We start from the raw sequence: 23,593 nt of genomic DNA, 5'->3' as shown, positions 1-23,593 counted from the left end.
GTTCAGGAAAGTTTACGTCAACGAGTACACGAATAACGAAACGAGGCTCTAAGAGGCTCAGGCGTTCTCTATATTTGGCTGTGCAATGTGGTATGCGGAAAAACGCGAATGCAAGAATTCGTTCGTATTATGAGAAAAAAAGAAAAGAGGGCAAGCCCTACAAGGTGGTCGTGATCGCTTGCGCCAACAAGCTGTTGCATCACATTTTCGCCATCTTGCAGAAGGGGCAGCCCTACCAAGCTTAAACCATATTTAACCAAAACCTCCATAGATGTGGAGGTTATTCGGGTTGGTCGGAAAAAGTATATCACGAAAAGAGAATTCATCCAAGCTGAAATGCTTGACAAACATTAGCTGGTTTTCATTTAGGCAGTGAGGATTGTCTGATGCCATTGCTTCCGCCTTCTCTTATTTATTAACTATCGTGTCCCGTTAGCGTAACAAGAAAGAAACTTTTTATTGACCCAAGTTGTTCTTCTTTTCACCAATCGCAGCAAACATTAAAGGCAAATTGTCTATTGAATTATCGTCTCGTTCCAATTCATCGACTCGAATTAGTGAAAAACCGGAAGTCAGAAAATCATTTAAATACTGTGAGATCGGACGATGATGAGCTCCTAAAGTAGAACGGATCGTACCCACTCCTTCCGATTTCCAAAATTGCGAATCATACCGAATGATCTTCCTCGAACCATCACCTAGCGGGTAACTATATGGTGATTGAAGGCAAGGATGCATGATCACCCAGATCATAATTCCATTTGGTTTTAAGATACGATACGCTGCTTCAAACACCCAAGCTCGGATAAAGGTAGGCTAATTCACCCTGACCACAACCGATGTCACAAATTCTTAGGTCGGCCAGAACAGATAGATTCTTTAGTTGTTGTAAAATATATCTGTAGGAACCCTCTGGAAATAACCCTGGCCCGAACGAAGGTGTTTTTGTGACCCAACTTAACGATACGATGAAGTCTGAACCTCCAAAGATTCATTAAGGAACAAGTTCTCGTCCTCTACGGCAATCGGTACAAGTTTTTGTCCTCGATTCCATATAGCCAATCATGGATCCATTTTTCAGGTTGAGTAAATTGGTCCATTATAGCCGCGGAATCATAATTATCTACTGATAAGGTACAAAAAAACGCATTGTCTGCAAACCGCGACAGTGCGTTTTCTATGCTTCTGCATTCTATAATAGAGTTATTGCATCTACTCCTTAGCCTATCAATCGTTCAAGACTTCCAAGTCGAGCTGGCAAAGGCTTGCCTGATCGGCAATCATGTCGATCTCGCTGATCTTTCCATCCACAACCGTGAATTCGAGAATGAATATCGGTTGATCCACATGACCCGCGATGACGCCTACCGCTCCATTCACGAGCACCGGCTTCATGCCACCCCGGGCACGAGCGGCGAATTGGTTGGCCTGTTTGCCAACGGCCTCTGAACCCCGAACAACCGGCATATTTGCTATTGGCGCAAATGCAGTATCGTTTCGGAGTACGACATTCGGGTCTAATACTGAGAGAAGTTTTTTAAAGTCTCCGGTGCGTGATGCTGCAAGGAATGCATCGACAAGCTCCCGTTTTTGCTTGAGCTCGTCTGCTCTAGAGTTCGACTCGGTACCCTTAATCCGGTGACGTGCACGGCTCGCAAGCTTTCTTGCTGCGGCCTCGTTACACCCTATGATAGAAGCGATCTCCGAGAAAGACAAGGCGAATATATCGTGCAAAACAAACGCAATTCGTTCGGCGGGATTTAATTTTCCCAACACCACAAGCATAGCAAGACCGACAGAATCGGCCATCAGCGCTTCGTGCTCGGGATCGCTTCCGTCTTGGTGGCTAGTTACCGGCTCAGGTATACTAACCAAAATAAGCTCCTCGCGCCGTGATCTACGAGACCGAAGCATATCAAGACACACCCTCGAGACGATCGTTGTCAGCCATCCTCCCATATTCTCGACTCCGCTAGTATCGGAGCGGCTAAGACGTATCCATGACTCCTGTACGGCGTCATCCGCTTCACTTAAAGATCCGAGCATCCGGTAAGCTACCGCTTGCAAATGATTCCGGTGCGCCTCGAATTGTTCCACAAGCCAGTTGTGATCGTTCATACGCCACATTCCTTCCTTCATTTCCGTGTTACTTATATGTCGAACGAAACTCAGCAGATGTGACGGAGCACTGCGATAAAATACAGTTTTATTCTGGAGTTTCTTATCTGTACCCAGAAAAAATCATTCGCAATCGGTCACGTTTCCTTGCTTACTTACGACATAGCTAGTGACAAGGGAAACCGGCCGGTGTCTCTGTAAATAACATATAAACTAAGGAGATGAATGTTATGAGTACAAGTTTGATCCCTTTTCTTGAAATGAACGGCAGCGCAAATGAGGCTATCGATTTATATGTGAAAGCGCTCGATGCCAAGGTTGTTTATTCGCTGCGATTCGGCGATATGCCGGAAAATCCGGAATCCCCGTTGCCTCAGGAAAAGAAAGACTGGATCAACTACGCCGTCTTGAAAATCGGCGAATCGGAGCTTCAACTCTCCGACCATTTTACCGGCGGCGGCTATCAGAAGGGAACGCAAGTGACCATCGTTGTTCAAACCGATGACAAAGACAAGGCTACCCAATATTTTGAAACACTAAAAGAGGGGGGTCAAGTGAATGAGCCGCTGCAGGCAAGTTTCTTCAGCCCCGCTTACGGCAATGTAACGGATAAATTCGGCGTCACGTTCCGGATCCTTACAAAAGGGAGCCAGTGATCTGAAGCCGCCAAATCGGAGACGCCTTCTTCTTCAATAATGCATAAATAGCAAAACCCAGTTAGATACTTATCTAATCGGCAATCGGATCAAGTTTTTGTCGCCCAACACGATTTCCCTGCCCGTTAGTCCAGAAAAGGCAGCCGACCATAAAGCCGGCTGCCTTTATATGTCTTCATTGAGCTATCGTTTCTACGTTAGCGTAATAACCTGGCATATGTGATACGGTTCATCTTAACGGGTCTATAGGCGATAAAAATGTTTTTTTACAAGTCATAAACTACTCCGGTTAACTTCTCGGATTGTAACCAAAGCTTTTCCGCAAGCTGCACATCCAATGCTTTTTTGGGAAAATCTACAAACTTCGGTTTCTTAGCCTTTAGAGGATTCATTCCTAGCCCTACGTAAACATCTCCGGTAATTGTCGAATCCGTCGCCGCAATAAGGGATGGCCAAGATGATTGATCAGGAGAAGTGCCGAATATTTTCATTAATAGCAGTCCGAATGCTTTGGTTCCCTTCGATCCGTTTCTCCCGATTCCTGTAGGACTTGTGCCAGGATGTACTGCTATAGAAGTGATTCCTTTCTTCTTCGCACGTCGATTTAATTCTCGTGCAAACAGTAGGTTTGAAAGTTTCGAGCGATTGTATCCTGCCATTGGTCTGTATTTATTATCCATCTTTAAATCAGAAAAATCTATATCACCCATTTGAGCTGATTGTGCGCTAACTGTAACGATTCGACCGTGGTTCTTTTCAATTAGCGACAATAACAGACCCGTCAACGCGAAATGTCCAAGATGATTAGTTCCGAAGTGCATTTCAAAACCATCGGCAGTCAGTTCACGAGTGGGAACTGCCATTATCCCAGCGTTGTTTATAAGGATGTCTATTCCTTTCACTGTCCCGTGGATCGTGTCGGCAAAGCTTCGAACTGACTTCAGATCAGCCAAATTTAATGGCTCCACTGTTATATCTATATTCGGTGCCGTTTGTTTCATCTTTATGATAGCTTCTTCGCCGCGCTTAGGATCACGGCTTCCAATGATCACTCTGGCACCGTGCTTCGCTAGCTCTAATGCCGTATAATAGCCTACCCCGCTATTGCCTCCCGTCACGATAGCGGTTTTTCCTATTAAGTTTGGGAGATCGTCAGGCGTCCAGTTTGGTCTCATGATTTATTCCTCCGAGAGCTTATATTTTAATATGTAAGTGGGTTATTACTACATGCAAAGCTGTTTCAGTCAGTCATGAATGAACGAGGATTGTTTGATATAACGAGCATGTTCGACTGAATCGATCATGAATCTAGCTACGTCGTCACGAGAAATTTTAGCTAGCATGGAAGGCGTAAAAGCACCGTGCTTATATCGCCCTTTGCCCGGCTCATTGGTGAGCCTTGAAGGCTGAACGATCGTCCAGTCCAATCCACAGTTCCGCACAATACCATCCTGCCTTTCCTTATCGTAAAACTCTCGGAACGTTATTAAAGAAACCAGTTTTACCATCATTCTCATCCCATTTCCGAGCTGATTCCTGCTTTCTCTGCTGGTGCCAAAGCCCGTAAGAACGACCTGTCTCTTTACTTTATGCCTTCTCATCGCGTTCACAATGGAACGAGTCCCACGTAAGCATAGATCTGAAGGACTTCTTGCTGTGGCTCCTAAAGCTACAAACACCGCGTCCTGCCCCTCAACCGCCGATCCTACATCCTCTTCACTAAATACATTGCCTTCTACAACGATTAAGCCCTCCCGGGTAAACGGAATTCGATCTGCGGTACGTACAAAGGCTGTTACGGTATGTCCCTTGTTGATCGCTTGGTCAATTAGCTGTAAGCCCGTACCCCCGCTAGCTCCAAAGATGGTAAACTTCATTGTACTTTGCCTCTCTTTTATCTATATCTCACCAATAATAAGTGAATATTCATTTATTATTGGTGGAAAGAACAGCGATGCTACGCATCGCTTAAAATACTATGCTATGCCTTAATAGCGTCCCAACTCATCTTGATGGCAGAATCTAATTGGTTACTATTCAATATGGTCCCATTCTTCAAATGTGCTTTCACCAATTCGGCTATTGGCAAGATGGAGTAAACAACCAGCATGTTGGTATCCTCCTTCTTCAATATCCCTTGTCGGATGCCAGCGTCAAACATCTCGTAAATCGGTTGAAACTGACTTGCCGTATCCTCTAGGCACCATTTCTGGGGCAAGGGCGAATTCATTATTTGCTCCAGAAACAAAAAATATGGTTTGAAGGACTGGATAAAATCAACATAGTTGCGGATGATAGCCTCAAACCGTTCATAAACGGTTCCGGCATGATCCACTCCCTGAAACATTTTCTCGCTCATCTTGTCTTTAATCTTCAAGTAGGTCTTGTAGAGCAGATCCTCTTTGTTCTCATGGTAAATATAAATCGTCGCTGCCGATATATTTATTGTCAACATTAAGGTATTGCCAAACATTCGCTCTACTTGTGATACGGCTCAACGTGTTTGATCCTCAATTATCCTGCCCGTTAACTTAATGAAAATGCTTCGAAACATAGCTAATCTAATCGGAAATCGGCTCATATTTTTGTCCTTTACAGCAATCGGAATAAGTTCTTGTCCCTCGACGATGACCGATCCTAAATAGTTGTTTGGCAAAACGAAGTTATACTTTACAGTTACATAAAAAAATGGCTCGATTCGTTCTTTAGATCAATAAATATCACTCAGAGGCACCAAGTTGGAATAAATTAAAAGTTGAAACAAAACCATCCAACTAGACGTCATATATATTGTAATGAAATTAAATCCCATTACGGCCCATATAAAAAAAGAGTCTATCTCTGGAGGGGCAAGCAGTCTTACTTATTGGTTAGATGCTTCAGTAGCTTCATACGGTATTACCGTCTCCAGATAATTGATGCAGCAAAATGGGATGAGTCTTCGAAGGATGGGATCATCGTTTCAACAAGCTAGGATCCTATAAGATGCTGGGAACCAGAGCGATGCTACATTCGAATCAGAATCGCCAGCACATTCAGGAGAGCAATGGATGAAAACCGGTAAAATTGCCTTGACATCACCTACTTTTACTGACTTGGCCCATGTAAGAACAAAATGGGGGTGGTAAGAATGAATAAAAAAGTAGTTCTGATAACTGCTGCTACAGCGTTGTTTATTGGAGTCGGAGGGTATGCCTATATAGATCATATTGAAGGATCCAAACAAGTTTCTGCTCCAGTAACTCAGGGATCTAAACAAAATGTTGCACCTGTAACTAATAACCAAGTTCCTAATGAGATCAAAGGAGAGACAATTTCTGCTGATCATGCCATATTTGAAAATTACCAAGATGCCCTTTCTCTCTCGCAAGTAGTCGCAGAAGTAGTGGCAACTGATAATTCAGAGAATGTCATAACCGACGAAAATGGATTTACAACAGGACATACTCGTACTGAGGTTCAAGTAAATAAAGTTTTTGAAAATAAGAGCGGTACTGAACTCGGTCAATCCATTAATGTGCTCGAACCAACTTATATAGCTGAAGGTGAAGAAGGACCTACTAGGTTCAATTACGAAGAGTACACAAAAATGGTACCTGGGTTGAAATATGTTGTTTTTCTAGTGTGGAATGAGAAAAAACAAGGTTATTGGATCAGCTCACTGGAACAGGGGAAATTCAGCCTTGATAATTCCGATAAAGCTGAAATGTCATTATTAGCCAAGAATAGTCAATATGAAGTGCTGAAAAATGATGTAATTCAAACTCTATATGGTGAATCCGTAAATACTACAGATCCATAAGATGTAAATATGTAAAAAGTGGCTACTTCATAAATTGTCATATACTTATGTAATAGCCTCTTTTCTATGAATACAGAAATGCTTTCGGTCATCGGCTCATGATCTTGTCCTTTACGGATTCAATACTTCTTGGACCAAGGAAAAATCTACCGAATCAACTTTCCAGCCTTTACTTGTATAGATAAGGTTAGCCTTTCTGTAAAGTGTTTCATTAGGAGCATATTTAGAGTTAGGACCTGATGACTGACTCAGTTTAGCTGTGTTGTTATCGGTATAACTGATAGCCGATTGATAAATCGTTGTAAACCTAAAGTCGTATTTCAATCCTTTGCTGCGTATGATTTCATTGATAAATTTATCCGTAAAGTATGGGCTGAAGTAAGTTCTGATTTGCTTTATTGTAGATAGATCAGTTGCTTCGTTCAATTTGTTCGCGAGTACCTGTCTTTGCTTATCAGTTATTTTCTTTGCATTTGGAATTTGAACCTGTGGCTTTTGCATCGTTACTTGGAGTTGCTTCCCGTCCAAGGTGATTGTCGCCAAACTAGCTTGTTGGTTCCAATTTACGTCTGCTTCTAAGGATTGACTTACAAATCGAGCCGGTACATATGTGGAGTTGTAAATTAGTTCCGTTGGAACATCCAGAAGAACCTCTGATTGATTAAGGATTACTTTATTAGAATTAATGATAAGAAGCATTTCTGTATTATCTTTAGTAATGGTAATTGTTTTTTGTTGTTGATTCCATTTCACGTCTGCCCCAAGGTATTCAGAAACTGCTCTAAGAGGGATGAGAACCCGATTGTTTTTTAAAATACCACTATCTATTGTAACTGGCGCATCAGCAGCATAGGTAGATGAGCAGAGGTTAGGCAGTACAAACATAGATGCAGCCAACATCGTAAGAGATATTTTTTTGAACATTTGTGTTCCTCCTAAAATTAAGATTATATATAAAATTAGACGTCATACATAGAGAAATGTTTCTTAAGAGTCTTTTCCCCCTCATTCCATTTATTGTTGTATTTCACTACAATATTGAATCATCCTGCCCGTTAGTTAAGCAAAAGCAGCCGATCCATGTGGATCGGCTACCTTCTTGTTTTTATTAAGTTATCGTCCCGTTAGCTTTACGGGTTGCCGATCACCCCCACCACTTTCCCCTCAATTTTATCTGTGGGTAATGGGCCGAACAATTTGCTATCATTGCTGCGTAACCAATCATCGCCTACAAGATAAACGCTGTCTTCGGGGATCTCGATTTCCTCCATGCTCAGTTGTTGAAAATAATCCACATTGTTTTCAATATTTTTTCGTATGTGATCTTCTAAGTCAACACGCTCTAAAGCTTTTTTCAAACTATCGAGATCAGCACCGAGTCGATGTGCTCTTCCGTAAAAAGCATCAAGCAATTTCCCATTAATATAGATCTGTCCTTTTTCAATCTTCACTTTTTCGCCAGGTAACCCGATTACTCTAGAAATACTGTACTCACCAAGATTCTTTTTAGTTTCAGGATTTGTAAAGTATACGATATCACCGCGACTAATCGCATGCTCATTGTAATACTTCAAATCAATCACAACCTGACCTTCTAAATCATGATTCCCACGATCCATGTTGTCATAGTTATGATGGTAGATGACCTGCCCGGAATTTAACTCATGTTTGGTTACTGTATTAATCGTTGGTTTGGTTATGAAATCAGTGATGATTTTACTTGTTACATCTGAACTACTACATGCTGCAAATATCAATCCAAATACAATAACGATAATGACCACTTTTATCATTCCCCACTCCCCTCGACTTCTTTTCCTTTATACGTAAACTTAAGGTTAAGTGTCCAAAACTAGAGTGTTTGATTGAACTAATCTGCCCGTTAGTTTATTCATTCCTTAGTTACTACTTGATTGCGAAAGGATTTCAATGCTAACAGAGTCGATGATTAGCTTCATGCAGTGTAAAACTTCCGTTAATTACTTTTACGCAAATTTGATCAATATTATAGTTCCACCGCGGAAAGTTAACCTGAATACTCAGGTAAAATGTTAAAATAAGGAGGGGATTGTCAGTATTCTTCAATAAGAAGATACCAATTTTTATTGAATTAATGAGGCAGGATAATTTAGGTTGATATAGATTTGACAATAAAAATTTTTGGGAGGTAACTTGGAGTGCCAAATATAACTGATAGTACAATTAAATATCTGGATTATTTGAATTTAGATTTAGAGAAGCCATCATATAATTATTTAGAACAAATTTGCCATGCACAATTAAATACTTTTCCCTTTGAGAATATCAGCAAATTACTCTATTTTAGAGATAATAATTATAGTAATTTTGAGCTGCCTTCATTTGAGTTATTTACTAAGAATTTTAGCGAATACAACTTCGGAGGGACATGTTATACTTTAAACTCCAGCCTAATGATTTTGTTACGAGATATAGGGTTTGATTGTTATCATGTTATGCTTGGCGAGGAGCATATGGGCATTATAGTTAAAATGGATAATGAACGTTTTTACGTTGATTGTGGTGCTGCGGCTCCCTTTTTCAAGCCAGTACGTTTTGAGAATGATTTAAAGAATATCTCTGATTTTGGTAAAGATGAAGTGTATATTTTACCAGAAGAGATACAAATAAACAGGTATAAATATGTCCGCTACACTAATGGTAAACAAAACGGAAAAACATGGCACTTCAACTCTCGAAACGAAGCTAAAGTTAGTGATTTTAATGATGTTATAGAAAAATCTAATAAACCCAACGCCCCATTTATGACTATCTTAAGATGCCAACTATATCAGACCTATAAACAAAGAAGTGTATCTTTAGTAAATAATAAGTTCGGTATACGTTATTCAAATGGTGAAATAAATGTTAAAACCTTATCCTCATCAGAGGAAATAAAAGCAGTGCTATCAGAAGAGTTTTTGTTACCCAAATTACCAGTGATAGAAGCTATTGAAGTGTTAAAGACATTGAATATAGACATTTTTGCACAAGGTACATAGATATTGAACTAACGAATGGCGATAGTTTTAGTAAGTAACATCAAACCACCCGTTATGCGGGTCGGAATCAAGGGGTATTCCTATATCCGTTGTTCAAATTCCATTATTTTATCTTCACAGCGTTTTGTAGCTCCATGATGACTAGTTTTTATTCTGTCTTGCTTTAGCCACTCTCGGTAATTGTTTCTCAAAAATGGATAACACATTTGAAATCAAATGTTCGCTCGGACTTTCATTGTCTTTTAAAAGTGCATATATAAGATTCAAGAAAGTCTTTGCATCTTTCTCTGTTAAACTTTTGATTGATTCCATGGTAATATCTTTTGGAAAATTTTCTTCTTTTGTCTCCAAAATTTATTCCTCCATCTTTAACTATCATTTATTCTTCCATTATAAACTATTAACGTTTCCAGTCCCCCTCATTTATGATGTTAAAAATCTAGTTTGTTCAGAAATTTATCTGGAAATGACGCAAAATAATCAATCATATCATCTGTAATTCTCCAACCAAATGTTTTCGTCAAAACCGGGTCCCTGAAAAACGATTCTGCAACCCTACGGTTCATTTCCACGTTGTAGTTGATATAGGAGACAGCGGGCTTTTGAAGGTTCAGCGCCAGCGGCGCTGCATCTGAAGAAAAATCCAACGCACCAATCCGTACTGTCTTCATATCTGGATAAATACTTGTTGCGAAATGAAGTTGCATTTTTTCTAAATCATAGATGAGAGTATAAGCAGTATCTTCCCTGCGAACAAATTCTAAAGTATCCTGAGTGAATTGGAGTCGCTCTCTCTCGCTGACCGGGATCACATCTGCAAGGCGAGTTGCCCCTTTAAAGAATCGTTCCATGGAATTACGATCGTAATCGCTGTACGCGATACGCCAGCGTTCTTCTTTGTCTTCCAAATCTTTAATCGCTTCAGTATAAGGAGTGTTTGCCATAATTGAAAATGGCAATGAGCTTCCCCGATATATATACATGACACCACCTAGGAATTCGAATATCGCGCAATCTCCAGAGCGATCGGCTATCATATAATGCAACTTTGACATTGGCTGAGCAATGCGTACACCGTAAGCGACTTGCATCGCTTCCTTTACTGAGGCGCAAGTGTCCAGAAGCAAGTGGATCCACTGCAACTCTCCGACCGTTGGTAGACGATCATCATCCGTATAAGTAGATTGCCATAGTGTTGTCTGCTCTACAACAAGACCTGCTTCGTTGATTCCGCCGTTTGGCATTTCTTTGCCGGCTTGTGAGATGGTAAGGCTACCGTATCGGGATATCCATTTTGCTGGTCGCTCTGGCGGCTGCACAAGTGCACTTTTGACTACACCGCGTTTATTTGTAAATATGTATGCTCCTTTGTAAGGGACATCCTGATTTTTTCCCAGAAGTCGGGTGTTCTCCGGGTTGAAGTAAATTGCGGTACTCATCGTTGTTCCTCTCCTTTATTTAACTTCAATTCAAGTTCTTCCACCCGACCGGATTCGAGTTCGTGTATAACGTAATCTAATATTTGATTAATTCGATTGTCGTTTAGCTGAAGCGTGGCAGCAATTTTAGCTAAACGGTGCTGTTCTGCCCTCTCTTTAAGTAGCTTTTGTTTTTTCTCTCTATATGGTCCAATGTCTTCATCTTCAGCCCCTTCCTCCTCAAGCAGTGTCAAATGCTGATCTAACAATAAGATATGAAGATCTACTTTTTTCAAAGGTGTCAGTGGTTTTACGAAGTTATTATTATCAACCAAAATAGAACCGTCAATCCCAAAAATAATTCGCTAGAGCCTGTAACCGCTCTTGGGGAATCGGTCGTCGTTTTTTGATCCAATCTGAAAACTGTTGCGGTGTAATGTGAAGGTGGCGACCGATTCCTGAATATGATTGCTCGTTAATCATAACCAAATATTCCAACACTGTTTTGAAAGCGATCGGCTCACTCTGACTCATATCATCACTCCCTGACGAATTTATGTCGATAATATAACAGGTGACATAAATTACGTCAATATTACTGACATCATTTATGTCTTTGTTAAAGGAGCGTGCAATTCCCGTGCCAATAGCCAAATAGATACTTATCTAATCGGTAATCGGACTATGTTCTTGTCCTCGATTCTGGACAAGAACTTGTACCGATAAAACCAAAAAAAGCCGCTAAATTAGCGACTTTTAATGCGACTATGTTCTTGTATTATCTTCATCATTGAAAGCCGAATGATCTTTCATAAAATCATATAATTCATCAAAATCAACCGCAATCTCAACCATGACATTTTCTGCTGGGATATTCCATGATATAAACTTTTAGATACTAGATTCCCCCCTATTTTTGTTCGTCAGCAATGATAGGTATCTTAGACAAACCTAGCTTCTCACATTTTCAAATGTTCCGAATAACCCCTAGCGGCTTAACGAAACTTCATGGTAACCACCGCACCAGAATCGCAGTTGCGCAGTTCTAGTTGTCCTGCGTGTGTTTTAGCTACTTGTGCTGCAAACCAAAGACCAAGACCATGGTGTCCATCGGCGCCACGCGCTGCATCTCCGCGCCATAGACGCTCTGTCGCATGGTGTAACGCCGCCTCGCTAAAACCGGAGCCTTCATCACACACAGTGACTTGCCAGCCGTCATCTATCATACTGCTTTCCAAATACACGTTTCCATCCGCCGGTGTATGCTCAATGGCATTCTGCACCACATTACCAAGGGCGCGAAGTAAATGATCTTTCTGAATGCTCGCTGTACCCTTCAGGCCGTTTTGGGTATGCAAGCAAACCCTCTTGGCTTCTGCAATAACCATTGTGCTCTGGCAAAGCTCGTCAAACATGGCGGACAGGCTGGTGTTTTCAAATGCCTCGTTCGCACCGGTGGAGGTTTCTAACAAGCTGGCAACATACTGCTTGGCCCGGTTGTTGCTTACCACAATGGTTTTCACCATTTTGCGGCTGCTCTCAGGCAGTTCTTCATCCAGCAGAAGCTCAGCGTTTCCTCCCACCAAGGTGAGCGGGGTTTTTAAATCATGCGCAAGTGCTGTTATTTCGGCATCGCGTTCTTGCTGTGCCTCCCATTGGGATGAAAGGGATCTGTACAATGCCTCCCGCATTTGCTCCATAGCATCGAGCGCCTGATTGTACTCCCGTATCCCGGCGTGAGGAATTGTGAAATCCAGCTCCTGCGCGCCTACCTTCTTGCTCACCTCGCTGAACAGCTTCAGCTTGGCGGCGAGGCGCCGACGAAGCCACAGGGTGTTGAACAGCAGACAAAGCAACAATGCCACAACAAGTGTGCCTAGCCCCAGATATTCAGCGGGGGGCAGCATGTCGCGCAGCGCAGGATTGACAAACTCCGCCCTGAAATGCCAGCGAAGGACTACGGTGCTTCCATCCGCGTAGGTGTGCCGCGAAACATCAATGCTGTTGGCGTCCTCCTGTAAAAAACCGGCTAGGACTTCCAGCTTCTTTCCTTCTACGTTGCTTTCCAACACTTCGGCGTTCCGGTCAAACAAAGCGTATTCGGCCAGAAAATCATCACCAGGAGAAACAAAGGTTGTTGGCTCTCCAGCCAGCATTTGCTCCACCTGTTGGTTGGAGACGGCTCCCTGGTATGTAATGCCGGTGTTTTGAAGCCGCACCATGACGAAATACCATGCCAGGCAACATAACAGCATACAGCAAAGCATAACGATCGCATAGCGTAAAAGCACAAAAGAAAGGCTTACCGTACGCTGTCTTTTCGCCATTTGTAGCCTACCCCCCAAACGGTTTCTATGGGGCTGAGGCCGCCCGCTTTCAGCTTGGCGCGGATATTTTTGATGTGCTCCGCAACGGCCGACGAATCGCCCTCGGCGTCAAAGCCGAAAACCGCTTCGTATAATTGTTCTTTGGTAAACACCTGCCCGGCGTGCAGGACCAGGTGCTCACAGATGGCGTATTCGCCCTTGGTAAAGGGCAGTGTGTGTTCGCCCGCTATGGCCGATTTTGCCTGCATATCAAAGCGCACACCGCCTTGACTCAGCGTGTGGGTCGGTTGCCGCACCTCCCGCCGCAGATGGGCGTTTACCCGTGCGCGCAGCTCCGCTATACTGAAGGGCTTTTTAATGTAATCATCGGCGCCCAAGCCAAAGCCCTGTACAAGGGCTGCGTCTTCCGCTTTGGCGGTCAGGAACAGTATGGGGCAGTCCACCTCGGCACGAATACGGCTGCAAAGGGAAAAACCATCCTCGCCGGGCATCATCACATCGAGCATCAGCAGGTCATACAGATGGCATCGTGCGGGCTGCACGGTAGTGGAATCCGCCTCGGTGTCTACCTGGTGGCCGTCCTTTTCCAGGGCAGCACGCACCAGGGCCAGCATATCGAGGTCATCATCGACCACTAACAATTTCGACATAGTCTATCCCCCTTGTTTTATTCTTGTATGACTTTACCTTCCCATCTACTGAACCATAGTATGGATAAAACTAGAATCATCGAAGTCATCATTATCAGAGAAATAATCCCCCAAAAAATAGGAGCACTTGAAAAGCCAAAAGTATTTTTTAAAAACCGAACACCCCATTCCCAGGGAATGATCGGCCAAATTTCATCACCAATCGCATTTTCGAAGAAACCCGCAAAAATTGCACCAGATATCCCTAACAAAACAGAAATACTTGAACCAAACCTAAAAGCAATTGGTATGTGTAATAAATATAAAAATAAGCTGCTAAATAAAAATATATAAAATAGATCAAGATATGAATCAAAGTGCATTACGCTGATATCTAAAAACAAATTGACTCCAATAAAGAAACAAAGCTCATATATTATGATACTTATGCTTGATAAAAATAGTAGAAAGAACAATTTCCCCAGATATACACTTCTTCGAGACTCCACTAAACCTAGAGCATTTTGAATATTGTTTATATTCCGATCTAATTGAATTAATATTGGCGCAACAATACCAACAAAAATCGGATAGCCTATTTGTAAGATAACGAAAAATAACCTCACATCAGAAATAATATGGTATCCGGCAAAGGCGTAATATATTAAAAATAATGTTGTAATCGCTATAGGCAGTAACAAGTGCAATAATAATATTGGGGTTCGTTTGATTTTGGTAAAGTTAGAACAAAACTCCCTTATCATCATCAAATGCGATACACCTGCCTTCTATACCAGCGCGAAAACAAGGCGGAAAGAATCAGCATAGCAAGCACAGAAATCAATACCAGCAACGAGCTTTCTCCTAAATTCAAAATATATCTTGAATCGGCTTCGACCAATAATCCGTTTGGCAAGACTCCAAAACATGTAACCATAAACCTTGCAGGCCAGCTATAGGGGATGAACCAAAACAAAGGCGTCAAGGAAAAAAACAAACCACCTAATGCACTAGCAAACAAATTAATGATCACAGAACCAATAAACCCCACTTTTTGATCCAAAAATAAACAGAAAGGAATCTGCCATAATAAAGAGAGCCACAATAAGTAGTATCCTAAAATATAATATCCGGTATGACCCATTGCAACTGAAACACCTGACGATATGCCTTCAGAGATAATAGTGATGAGCGATAGGAATAATGATATGATCAAAAGATTAAGTACGATCAAAATAGTTTTAGAAATAAATGTCTTCTTCAAGTCGATGGGCAAACTATAAATAGTTCGGTATTTGTGTTTTTGATCCTTGTTATTTACTAAATGACATAAAATCACTATGGACAAAGACGCAATCGGCATACTCCAATTGCTGACCATAGCACTTGAAAAACCGCCTAAACCAATACCAATAAAGATGAATACCATAGATATCATAATTAAAGCTGTCGGAATCAATATCATAAGTTTTCTGAATAGGGAGCGTTTATATTTTAGGTTTTCTGCTATCAAATAAGTTTGCAACATCAGGAAACACGCTCCTGTCTAATGATATCCATAAACAGTTGTTCCAGGTTTCCATTATTTGCATCAATCTTATCTTGATACAACAGTGATCCGTTGTATATGATCCCTATGTCATCGGCAACTTGCTCTACTTCGCTTAAAATATGGCTGGACATAATCACAGATATCCCGGACTCCGCAAAAGTCCGAATCATTTTCCTTAATTCTTCGATACCAAAAGGGTCTAACCCGTTTGTAGGTTCATCTAAGACTAATAATTTGGGGTTATTCAACAGCGCCAATGCGATACCCAGCCTCTGTTTCATTCCCAACGAAAAATCGGATGTTTTTTTATTTTTAGCATCCATTAAGTCCATTTCTTGTAAAACTTCATTGCATTTATTTGTTGAAATCCCCAGAAGAGTCGCTCGCACTTTTAAATTTTCAAATGCCGTTAAATTCTCATACAGTGGAGGTGATTCGATTAATGAACCAATATTCAATAAATCTTTTCGGATCCAAGGCTGATTGTTGAATAATATTTCACCTGAAGTTGGTCTGATAATGCCTGTAATCATCTTCAATAATGTTGATTTGCCAGCACCATTAGGTCCTAATAAACCGTAGACAGAATTTTTCCTTACAGACATAGATAAATCTTTTATTGCATAAGTCTTTTTAAATTTTTTAGAAACATTATTGGTTTTTATTATATACTCATACATCATAACTTCACTCCTTTTGGTTTGTTACTACTATGGTAACAGCCATTTTTAAGGGATTTATAAGGAAGAGGGCTACGGTATAAGGTGCCAGCGTTGAACTCCTGACGGAACCAAGGCACAAAAAAAGCCGCTAAATTAGCGACTTTCAATGGGTCGGTCAATCGTCAATTCCATAAATAACTATGTCATTTCGCATAACTGAACAAATTTTAAAGAATAAGAGATCCTCTGACTGCCGCTACAGACGGAGAATCCCTATTAAAGTAACATGCCCTGTAGGCCGCTGGGTCAACCGCACACTAAGCTGGAACGTAGGTCAACCTTATCACCTTCTCGCCAATTCGATCGCTTGCTACGAGGCGCAGCGGCGGGCGTGGACCGGCGAAGAACGGCTTGCCGTGACCCAGCACGACTGGATGGAGATAGAGTCGATACTCATCAACGAGACCGAGCTCCGTCAGACTGTGGGCCAACTCCGGTCCGGCAACTTCAATCTTCCCATCATGCTGAGCCTTTAGCCCACGTATGGCCGCTGCGAGCTCGCCTCCGATCAGAGAAGCGTTTGGACCGACGGACTTTAACGTGCTCGACACCACCCACTTCGGTTTGCTTTGCCACGCCGCTGCGTATTCCCGTTCCGGCGAATCCCATTCAACATGGTCTTCGTCCCAATACCGCATGGTTTCGTACATACGGCGCCCGTACAGGATGCCCGCGAGGCCGCGCACGTCGTCGATGAAATGACGGAATAGTACGGGGTCGGGCTGAAATGCCGTGTGGTCGTGGTCGACGAATCCGTCCAGAGACTGGTTCAATGCGAAAACGATCTTTGCCATGCGACTGACTCTCCTCCCTGGTTTTCTTGCACATTCATCCTCAAGATTACACGTTTCATATGCAGCCTCCTTTATGCCTACATTTTATCATCCAACAGTATGTCCGGTTTCTCATGGATTGCTAATGTGCACAGCCCTGGCCTGACCGAATACAAATTTAATTTAACGAAGGAGGGTAAATTAAAAAATCTGCCCGTAAGTTTAATCAAAGGACGTCTACCACCGTCGATGAAATTCTTTCCGGAATGTGACCATGTTCTCGTCATCAGTCGGGAATGTTATCAAGTTCTTGTCATTGTGTTTTGACAAGAATTCCATGTTCTTAGCTCCCTATTGCGGAGGCGTAACACTTATCATCTTATTTTATTACTTTCCTCCAACATGAAACACACCATTTACCGATTGACCATCAACATCAAACAGCGGAATATCCCGACCATCAGGTGATCTACTGTTCTGTATTGCAATGACTTCTCCGGGTGACTTTGGCAGCTCGCCATCTAAGTCTTTTTTGCCCATAGCCTGCAGTGCCATCCACACCTATAGCATTGATTAATTCAGTGGCTTTGATTAGTCGTACTTTTCGCATATGTGCTTTGGAATCTCATTACATCTCCTACTACACAAACTATTACCACCACACCAATCCATATTCTATTGCTTTTAGAATACATCCTCACTTTTCGCTCCTTTCTCACTCTTCCCTCTGTAACCGTTCGTTCCGTCCTTTTCACTTCATATAAATCTTTTATTATGATGTTAATATTTCAACACTGCTTGACATGTGAATTAATTACCGTTATAGTGTGAATCAATTCACGCCTCACATAAAGGAGTAGTCTATGCCAAAAAGTACTTTCTTTCGTTTAGATGAAGCAAGGCGCGAGGAAATATCTAATAGCGCTATGCATCTTTTTGTTGATCATCTTTACGAGGATATAACTATGAAGATGGTTTTGGATCGTTTGTCCATGCACCCCGGAACATTTTATCGGTATTTTGAAGACAAAGATGACTTATATTGTCTCTTAATACGTAATGTGACCCAGAAAAGAGCTGCGTATTTTAATAACAGTAATGAAGATTCCCTCCTCCAGTTTTTCCTTACTGGCTTATTTGGTAGCGTTAATGGCATTGTGACCGAGCCGCTGAATGAGTTGGAAATCAAACTCACTGAAACACTTTTATACATTCCTGAGAACATTTTGCTTAAAATATATCTGAATGTGCTGAAGGGCGAGTCATTCCCCTTAATCAAGGACATTTTACGCCGAATGAGAGTTGATGGATATCTCCGACCTGATATTGACGACGACCTGATTTCTTTTATGTTTGAGTCGATGCAGTTTAATTTAGTCATGTTTTTTAGGGAATTCAATATTAAGGACTCTACGCTGCAACATAAGATTAGGAAGTATTTTACTGACTTTATGAGTCATGGGCTGCTTGAAGATCATAAATATGCTGAAATGGTTCGCGATCTCAAGAAAGCCAAGGAGTAGATATGTTTCACTGAGGATAGGGGGAACAAGAAAATGAAAACTTTTGACGCATTTCCAGAACCAATCGGCAGTTATGCTGTCGGTCGAACCCAGATGGATTTTGAGTATACGGCATCAGATCATTCAAAAAGAGAACTGACGGCGTTTGTGTACTATCCGTCCGACAGTAGCGAAGGTAAGACTACATCAACGTACATGTTTCCTGAAGTCTACGAAATGCTTGATGAGCAGCCACTTCTCGCTCCGTTGAAGGATGCTTACTCTATAGATATCAAGACCCAGTGTTACGACGATCTTGCTCTCTCCGGGAAGGAAAAGCGCTATCCGGTGTTATTCTATGTTTGCGGCGGGGGCGGTTCTCCAGAATGGGGTACCGTGATCTGTACTGACTTGGCAAGTTTGGGATATGTTGTGGTAAGCATCGGGCATCCGAATAGCACGATGTATAAGCGTAAAGATGGGCGACTGTTTAATGTATCAATGGATTTTTCGGATGTCATTATGGCGTTTTCTGAAGATCCGGAGATGGTGGCGTTGGCTGGTAAGATGGAGATGCGGCCTGACGATGAAACAGCCATTGAGATGTGCCAAAACGTGCTTACACTGCCGATACTTGCCAAGTTAACAGAGTATAGCGAATTACAGGCAGAAGATGTAAGGTATGTAGCCGATTATCTTTACAAACTGGACTCTGGAGAGCTGAATTCCATCTTTAAGGGCAGATTGCTGCTTGACATCGGCATGGGCATAGTCGGACATTCTTATGGAGGGCCTACGACGGCGATGGTTTGCCGGGACGACGATCGGTTCGCCTGCGGGATTGGCTTGGATAGTGGTGCGTTCGGCCTTCAGGGCAGCGACCTTAAGAAACCCTTCTTACTACTGTTTTGCGAACCTAACTATAACATGAATGCGATAATTGGCGCTAACAATAGCATGGAAACCTATTATTTCTCTGTTGATCGTGTTGCGCATTTAGATTACTGCGACATCGTGTTTACCAGTGTTAATGAGGAACTCAGAGGCGAACGGGATGCTATGGAGATGCGAAATCTTGTTACAGACTACACGAAGAACTTTTTTGATCATTATATACTGCAGAAGGCTGCAAGCGTGGAAAGTCTGGCATACGATGGCGTGGACTTGATCAAGAAGACCAGCAACAAGTGACATAACCAAGAAGTTGCTGATAAACGCATGTCAAAGAGCTAGTCGTACAGACAGAGAGCCGATAACCCTATCACGCGGTTATCGGCTCTCTCATTTTTCAGGGATTGTTTTCTACTTGAGATGGTAAGCGGTGTTTTCAGCGTTGAAAAACACACTTGAAGATGTTAGTAATTGGCTGAATTCTAACAGACATTGAGATTACAAACCAAAGCTTCTCCTTTGTATTAAATTTATGCTTCAGCGGGTTCTACATGTGCGGTGAGCTGGACAGTAGAGCTCCCATGATTGGTATACAATTGCGCAATCGTTTGGTCCAATCTAACACCGGTGACAGGAATTGATTGATTAAAGGCCAAGATAGTGAACTCCACATAAGGACTTGCTTTATGAGTGTCCGTTTCGCGGTATCGAACCCAGTACGTTCCGAGCGGCAGATTGGCAAGTGTATCACCTTCTACATTTAACCAGGTGCAAGACCATTCCATGGAATCATTCACCCCGGTGATGCGTCCATCTTTGGCGCCAGCCGCTGTTTCATCGACTTTCCCAAGACCCTCTGGCGCAGCCTATGGTCCTCCTATGACCATAGCTTTGAAATCATCAAAATCGATGGAGGCATTGGCGTATCCGTCAATCCCAAACAGTTGTCCAATCAGCTTGTCACCGCCTGTATGGCGGAAATTGTAATCCGTAGCTACCGGAACATCGTCGAGGTAGACGGTGTAGGTTTTGTTATCCCAGTTGGCCACCATTTTGATTTTGTACCATGTATTGTAGGACACGTTTTGGACTGCTTTCTTGGACCCGCCGTTCTGTACAATAAACTTACCGGTATCAAAAGCAGTGACCATCGAATAATTGCCGGTACCGCTGTCGTTTCTCATCATGGCGCCATTCGCGTATGGGAAGCTGCTGTTTAATCTGGCGCGGTATTCGATGACGATGCGCTGATCCGCCCCAGCCTTTACCTCGCCTGTATATGGCAGGAACAGGTTTGCCTTGCCCGAGGTAGCGGTCGTGGTCAGTCGTAGAAATTTATTCCCGTCCTCTTCCTTTACCGTTGCGGTAGCTCCATTGGTCAGATCTTCGGTAGTGATACCGTAAGGGTATTTGCCTACCGTATCGCCGGAGAAATCCCGGTAAGCGTTATAGACAACGCCATCCTGTATGAGGTTAAGTGAAGCTAACAAAGCCTCTTCCGCTTGAGCGAGATTATCCAGCTGCCCGTCAAACTGCTCTTTGCTCAGATCGGGGTTGGAGGCCATCTCCTCCGCTTTATCCACCTCGGCCACAAAAGCGTCATACTTGGATTGGCTATAGTTGCCTAACCCCGTGCCCAACGGATAAGAGAAATTCGCCAGTCTATTGCGGAGCTGGTCCACAATGTCATCAAGGCCCCATCCTGCAACAACTTCTACGGATACAGTGGAAGGAATATCTCGGCCATCCACCTTCAGAATGACTGGCACCTGAGTAGTACCAAGAGAGCTGAAGTCCATTCCCTCCGGCTTCCAGCTGGCAACTTCCGCCGTCATCGACTCGCTATGATTGACAACATCCACAACGCTGGGCGGATCAGGAGTCACTCCGGAAGGAGTCTTCACTTCGGAAACCACCTGAACCGCATCAGAAGCCTCGATTACCGTCAAATGGATTGCCGTTTTGCTGCCGTTGTATTCGGCTGAAATAAGAGCTGTACCCGGTTTATCTGCGTATACCGATGGGGTGACCGAGACAGTATCAATCCGGGCCACCCCGGGATCGCTGCTGGTATACTGAGCATCAGCTGCCACATTCTTCATTTCATAGTTGTTATAGCGAGCAGTTACCTGCAATGGGAGGCTTCGTTGTCCGCTGTTCAAGACGCTGTCCAATCCGCTTATGTCAAGTGACTGCACTGATCTGGGCTCTGCGACAACGGTTACCGCAGCCGTTGTTGTTTTCCCATTATATGTTGCGGTAATTGTCGTACTGCCCGCCCCGACAGCTTGAATCTGATCCCCTTCATCAATAATGGCTACCTTCGTGTCGGAAGAACTGAAGGCAGCTCCTGTATCGATAGCGGTATAGGTAGCGCCCGTTACCGTATACAGGGGCAAACGGCGGGTTTCGTTCAACCCCAGGGTGAATCCCGGGATTTCAAATAAAATTTCCGATGTATCCAGCTTAAACAGATCCATACTGTCGATTTCGGCCAGATTGCTCCCTTTCGAGAAGCGGATGATGTTGTCGCCTCCCTTAAGGAAGAATTTCGCCGTGGAGGCTCCCCAACGATTCGGACCAGAATAGACGATGTTCAATTTGGCACCGGAGCTGCCGTTGACCGACAATATATGGGAGGCATCCGCCGCATTGGGGGAGCCGTTGGCACTGCGCACAGACAGGTTATAGAATCCCGCCTCCGGCACATTTACTGAAAACTGGGCATAATCATTAGCGTTCTTGATACCCGCGATTTTCATCCCGCCTGATGCGGTGCTTTCCCGCCGGACAGCCGGAGAAGTTTCTCCATTTGGATCCTTCACCAACAACGCATTCTCCGCTTCATACCGCTTCCGCATCGGCTCGCCGGAAGGTATGGCAATCGGTATGTTCGGATCTACCGGCTCTCCCAGGTTCGGCGTATTATCGTCATTCCAAGTGAATTTCTGTGCGTAGACTTTGCGGGTCCAGCCTGACCCCGGCCAGCGGGCAGCATGGTAAATGATCCAGTCCTCTGTGCCGTCAGGAGATGAGACGATACTATGGTGGCCAGGGCCGTAAACACCATTGGCGCTAGAAAAGATCGGCTTATCCCGCTTTACCCAGGAGTCGGGATTCATTACATCGTCGCTAATCTTGGCCGTGATCAACCCGAGGGAGTAACTGTCTGTCCAGCTTCCGTTGGCTGAATAGATCAGATTGATGGTGTCGCCCTTTACCGTGACCTCAGGGCCTTCATTGATCCTCCCCGGGGAAGTTTCCCAGTCATATTCAGGCGTTGAAATCAGGACCCGTTCCGAACTGATGGTCCGAGGATCGCTCATCGTTGCGATATATAAATTTTGAAAGCTTCCGTCGGTTTCCTCCCAGCCGGACCAAATAAAATAATGATCCTCGTTTACAGTCAGCACGGTTCCGTCAATTGCCCAACGATCAGTGGAATCGGTAATTTTCCCTTTGAACTCCCAGCTTCCCGTCATCGGGTTTTCACTGGTGTTCTCCAGCACGTACATACGGTGGTTTGCGTTGGTACCGTTGTCGGCTGCGAAGTAAATATACCATTTAAATTGGCCATCGCTATCTTTGAGATAGTGCATTTCAGGCGCCCAAACATTGGAACTGTACATGGTACCCTTAACCGGTGTCCAGGCAAGGCTTCTCTCGCCCGCCTCAATGCCGGTAATGGTCTTCGCTCTGCGGATCATGATGCCGCTGGCATTGACAAAGACATTGTAGTAGTAGCCGTCCGTATGCTTGTAAACCCAAGGGTCGGCGCCTGTCTGCATGATAACATTGTAGAAATCAGACACATCTTTTCCCTCCTGCCGGGATGTCAAATCCGCCCTATCTGGCGTTTGCTCTACCGCCATAGCCGCTCCGTTCCATTGCGGCAGCATCAGCAGCACTGCGAGACAAAACAGCAAATACCTGAATCTTTTCCGATCCCATAAAACCGCTTTCAACCTCATCCATCCCCCTGTCATTGATATTTTCAGCCATGACCTCATTCTACTTTCAGAGAAAAATAAAAAAAGGTACTATCTTAAATTGTTTTGGTAACCGTTTTAGAAAAAGTGTCTTGACCTTCGGATTATTCTTAACCCTCTCAACGTTTGATTGTTATTGCCGGGAATCCGAAGAAAAAAAGGACACAATCCCCAATGAAGGGATGTGTCCTGAA

General features: G+C 43.3%; 24 protein-coding genes. 6 read left to right on the top strand and 18 right to left on the bottom strand.

Features of this window, described 5'->3' with window-relative positions:
* Positions 1-245 (top strand): transposase (locus BMX45_RS30555; protein ID WP_139212516.1); only part of this gene is annotated, 245 nt, incomplete at its 5' end.
* Positions 246-456: 211 nt separating this feature from the next.
* Here the strand turns inward: BMX45_RS30555 and BMX45_RS31535 are convergent.
* Positions 457-795 (bottom strand): hypothetical protein, encoded by a 339-nt coding sequence (locus BMX45_RS31535; protein ID WP_175495243.1) that lies wholly within the window; start codon positions 793-795, stop codon positions 457-459.
* Positions 796-1,227: 432 nt separating this feature from the next.
* Positions 1,228-2,118 (bottom strand): sigma-70 family RNA polymerase sigma factor, encoded by an 891-nt coding sequence (locus tag BMX45_RS30550; protein ID WP_090914496.1) that lies wholly within the window; start codon positions 2,116-2,118, stop codon positions 1,228-1,230.
* 230 nt (positions 2,119-2,348) lie between these two features.
* Between BMX45_RS30550 and BMX45_RS30545 the strand changes: the two genes are divergently transcribed.
* Entirely contained in the window at positions 2,349-2,774 is a 426-nt protein-coding gene (locus tag BMX45_RS30545) for a VOC family protein (RefSeq protein ID WP_090914494.1), read from the top strand.
* 266 nt (positions 2,775-3,040) lie between these two features.
* On the opposite strand, the gene BMX45_RS30540 is transcribed toward BMX45_RS30545, so the two are convergent.
* The 3 genes from BMX45_RS30540 to BMX45_RS30530 form a co-directional block, all read right to left on the bottom strand.
* The gene (locus BMX45_RS30540; protein ID WP_090914492.1) at positions 3,041-3,949 is read right to left on the bottom strand and encodes an oxidoreductase; all 909 of its coding nucleotides are present in this window, start codon (positions 3,947-3,949) and stop codon (positions 3,041-3,043) included.
* A gap of 69 nt (positions 3,950-4,018) precedes the next feature.
* Positions 4,019-4,651, bottom strand: a complete 633-nt coding sequence (locus tag BMX45_RS30535) for an NAD(P)-dependent oxidoreductase (RefSeq protein WP_090914490.1) — start codon at positions 4,649-4,651, stop codon at positions 4,019-4,021.
* A 104-nt stretch (positions 4,652-4,755) separates the two neighbouring features.
* The gene (locus BMX45_RS30530; protein WP_254778386.1) at positions 4,756-5,229 is read right to left on the bottom strand and encodes a TetR/AcrR family transcriptional regulator; all 474 of its coding nucleotides are present in this window, start codon (positions 5,227-5,229) and stop codon (positions 4,756-4,758) included.
* Positions 5,230-5,904: 675 nt separating this feature from the next.
* Between BMX45_RS30530 and BMX45_RS30525 the strand changes: the two genes are divergently transcribed.
* Positions 5,905-6,576, top strand: a complete 672-nt coding sequence (locus BMX45_RS30525) for a hypothetical protein (RefSeq protein WP_090914488.1) — start codon at positions 5,905-5,907, stop codon at positions 6,574-6,576.
* A gap of 111 nt (positions 6,577-6,687) precedes the next feature.
* Here BMX45_RS30525 and BMX45_RS30520 read toward each other — a convergent pair whose 3' ends face one another.
* A complete protein-coding gene (locus BMX45_RS30520; RefSeq protein ID WP_090914487.1) occupies positions 6,688-7,500 on the bottom strand; it encodes a stalk domain-containing protein in 813 nt (270 codons plus the stop codon).
* 206 nt (positions 7,501-7,706) lie between these two features.
* Positions 7,707-8,369, bottom strand: coding sequence for a signal peptidase I (gene lepB, locus BMX45_RS30515; RefSeq protein WP_090914486.1), 663 nt, complete (start codon positions 8,367-8,369; stop codon positions 7,707-7,709).
* 384 nt (positions 8,370-8,753) lie between these two features.
* Here lepB and BMX45_RS30510 point away from each other — a divergent pair, with 384 nt between their 5' ends.
* Positions 8,754-9,596 carry an arylamine N-acetyltransferase gene (locus BMX45_RS30510; protein WP_090914484.1) on the top strand — a complete coding sequence of 281 codons (843 nt, stop codon included), beginning with the start codon at positions 8,754-8,756 and terminating at the stop codon, positions 9,594-9,596.
* Positions 9,597-9,737: 141 nt separating this feature from the next.
* Here the strand turns inward: BMX45_RS30510 and BMX45_RS30505 are convergent, their stop codons facing one another.
* The 10 genes from BMX45_RS30505 to BMX45_RS31530 form a co-directional block, all read right to left on the bottom strand.
* On the bottom strand, positions 9,738-9,947 hold the full coding sequence (locus tag BMX45_RS30505) for a hypothetical protein (protein ID WP_090914482.1): 210 nt from the start codon (positions 9,945-9,947) through the stop codon (positions 9,738-9,740).
* Between the two features lie 80 nt (positions 9,948-10,027).
* The gene (locus BMX45_RS30500) at positions 10,028-11,035 is read right to left on the bottom strand and encodes a linear amide C-N hydrolase (protein ID WP_090914480.1); all 1,008 of its coding nucleotides are present in this window, start codon (positions 11,033-11,035) and stop codon (positions 10,028-10,030) included.
* Entirely contained in the window at positions 11,032-11,349 is a 318-nt protein-coding gene (locus BMX45_RS32075) for a hypothetical protein (RefSeq protein ID WP_254778385.1), read from the bottom strand. Before BMX45_RS32075 ends, BMX45_RS30500 begins: the two co-directional genes overlap by 4 nt.
* Positions 11,350-12,009: 660 nt before the next feature.
* On the bottom strand, positions 12,010-13,341 hold the full coding sequence (locus BMX45_RS30490) for a sensor histidine kinase (protein ID WP_090914478.1): 1,332 nt from the start codon (positions 13,339-13,341) through the stop codon (positions 12,010-12,012).
* A complete protein-coding gene (locus BMX45_RS30485; protein WP_090914476.1) occupies positions 13,317-13,991 on the bottom strand; it encodes a response regulator transcription factor in 675 nt (224 codons plus the stop codon). Before BMX45_RS30485 ends, BMX45_RS30490 begins: the two co-directional genes overlap by 25 nt.
* Positions 13,992-14,008: 17 nt before the next feature.
* Complete coding sequence (locus BMX45_RS30480) at positions 14,009-14,737, bottom strand: lantibiotic immunity ABC transporter MutG family permease subunit (RefSeq protein WP_254778388.1); 729 nt, start codon at positions 14,735-14,737, stop codon at positions 14,009-14,011.
* A complete protein-coding gene (locus BMX45_RS30475) occupies positions 14,737-15,498 on the bottom strand; it encodes a lantibiotic immunity ABC transporter MutE/EpiE family permease subunit (protein ID WP_090914472.1) in 762 nt (253 codons plus the stop codon). Before BMX45_RS30475 ends, BMX45_RS30480 begins: the two co-directional genes overlap by 1 nt.
* On the bottom strand, positions 15,498-16,202 hold the full coding sequence (locus BMX45_RS30470) for a lantibiotic protection ABC transporter ATP-binding protein (protein WP_090914501.1): 705 nt from the start codon (positions 16,200-16,202) through the stop codon (positions 15,498-15,500). The genes BMX45_RS30475 and BMX45_RS30470 overlap by 1 nt, the downstream gene beginning before the upstream one ends.
* A 299-nt stretch (positions 16,203-16,501) precedes the next feature.
* Positions 16,502-17,038: a dihydrofolate reductase family protein gene (locus BMX45_RS30465; protein WP_090914470.1), complete on the bottom strand. Its 537-nt coding sequence runs from the start codon at positions 17,036-17,038 to the stop codon at positions 16,502-16,504.
* 366 nt (positions 17,039-17,404) lie between these two features.
* Positions 17,405-17,557, bottom strand: coding sequence for a hypothetical protein (locus tag BMX45_RS31530; protein WP_175495242.1), 153 nt, complete (start codon positions 17,555-17,557; stop codon positions 17,405-17,407).
* Between the two features lie 323 nt (positions 17,558-17,880).
* On the opposite strand from BMX45_RS31530, the gene BMX45_RS30460 reads away from it, so the two are divergent.
* Complete coding sequence (locus tag BMX45_RS30460; RefSeq protein WP_090914468.1) at positions 17,881-18,540, top strand: TetR/AcrR family transcriptional regulator; 660 nt, start codon at positions 17,881-17,883, stop codon at positions 18,538-18,540.
* Between the two features lie 33 nt (positions 18,541-18,573).
* On the top strand, positions 18,574-19,710 hold the full coding sequence (locus BMX45_RS30455) for an alpha/beta hydrolase (protein ID WP_090914466.1): 1,137 nt from the start codon (positions 18,574-18,576) through the stop codon (positions 19,708-19,710).
* A 566-nt stretch (positions 19,711-20,276) separates the two neighbouring features.
* Here the strand turns inward: BMX45_RS30455 and BMX45_RS30450 are convergent.
* Positions 20,277-23,375, bottom strand: coding sequence for a family 43 glycosylhydrolase (locus BMX45_RS30450; protein WP_254778384.1), 3,099 nt, complete (start codon positions 23,373-23,375; stop codon positions 20,277-20,279).
* Positions 23,376-23,593: the final 218 nt, after the last annotated feature.

Origin of the sequence: Paenibacillus sp. cl141a (assembly GCF_900109305.1) — a bacterium.
Lineage (GTDB): Bacteria > Bacillota > Bacilli > Paenibacillales > Paenibacillaceae > Paenibacillus_AQ > Paenibacillus_AQ lautus_A.
The sequence above is the reverse complement of the archived record's forward strand: the minus strand, read 5'-3'. Positions and strand labels throughout refer to the sequence as shown.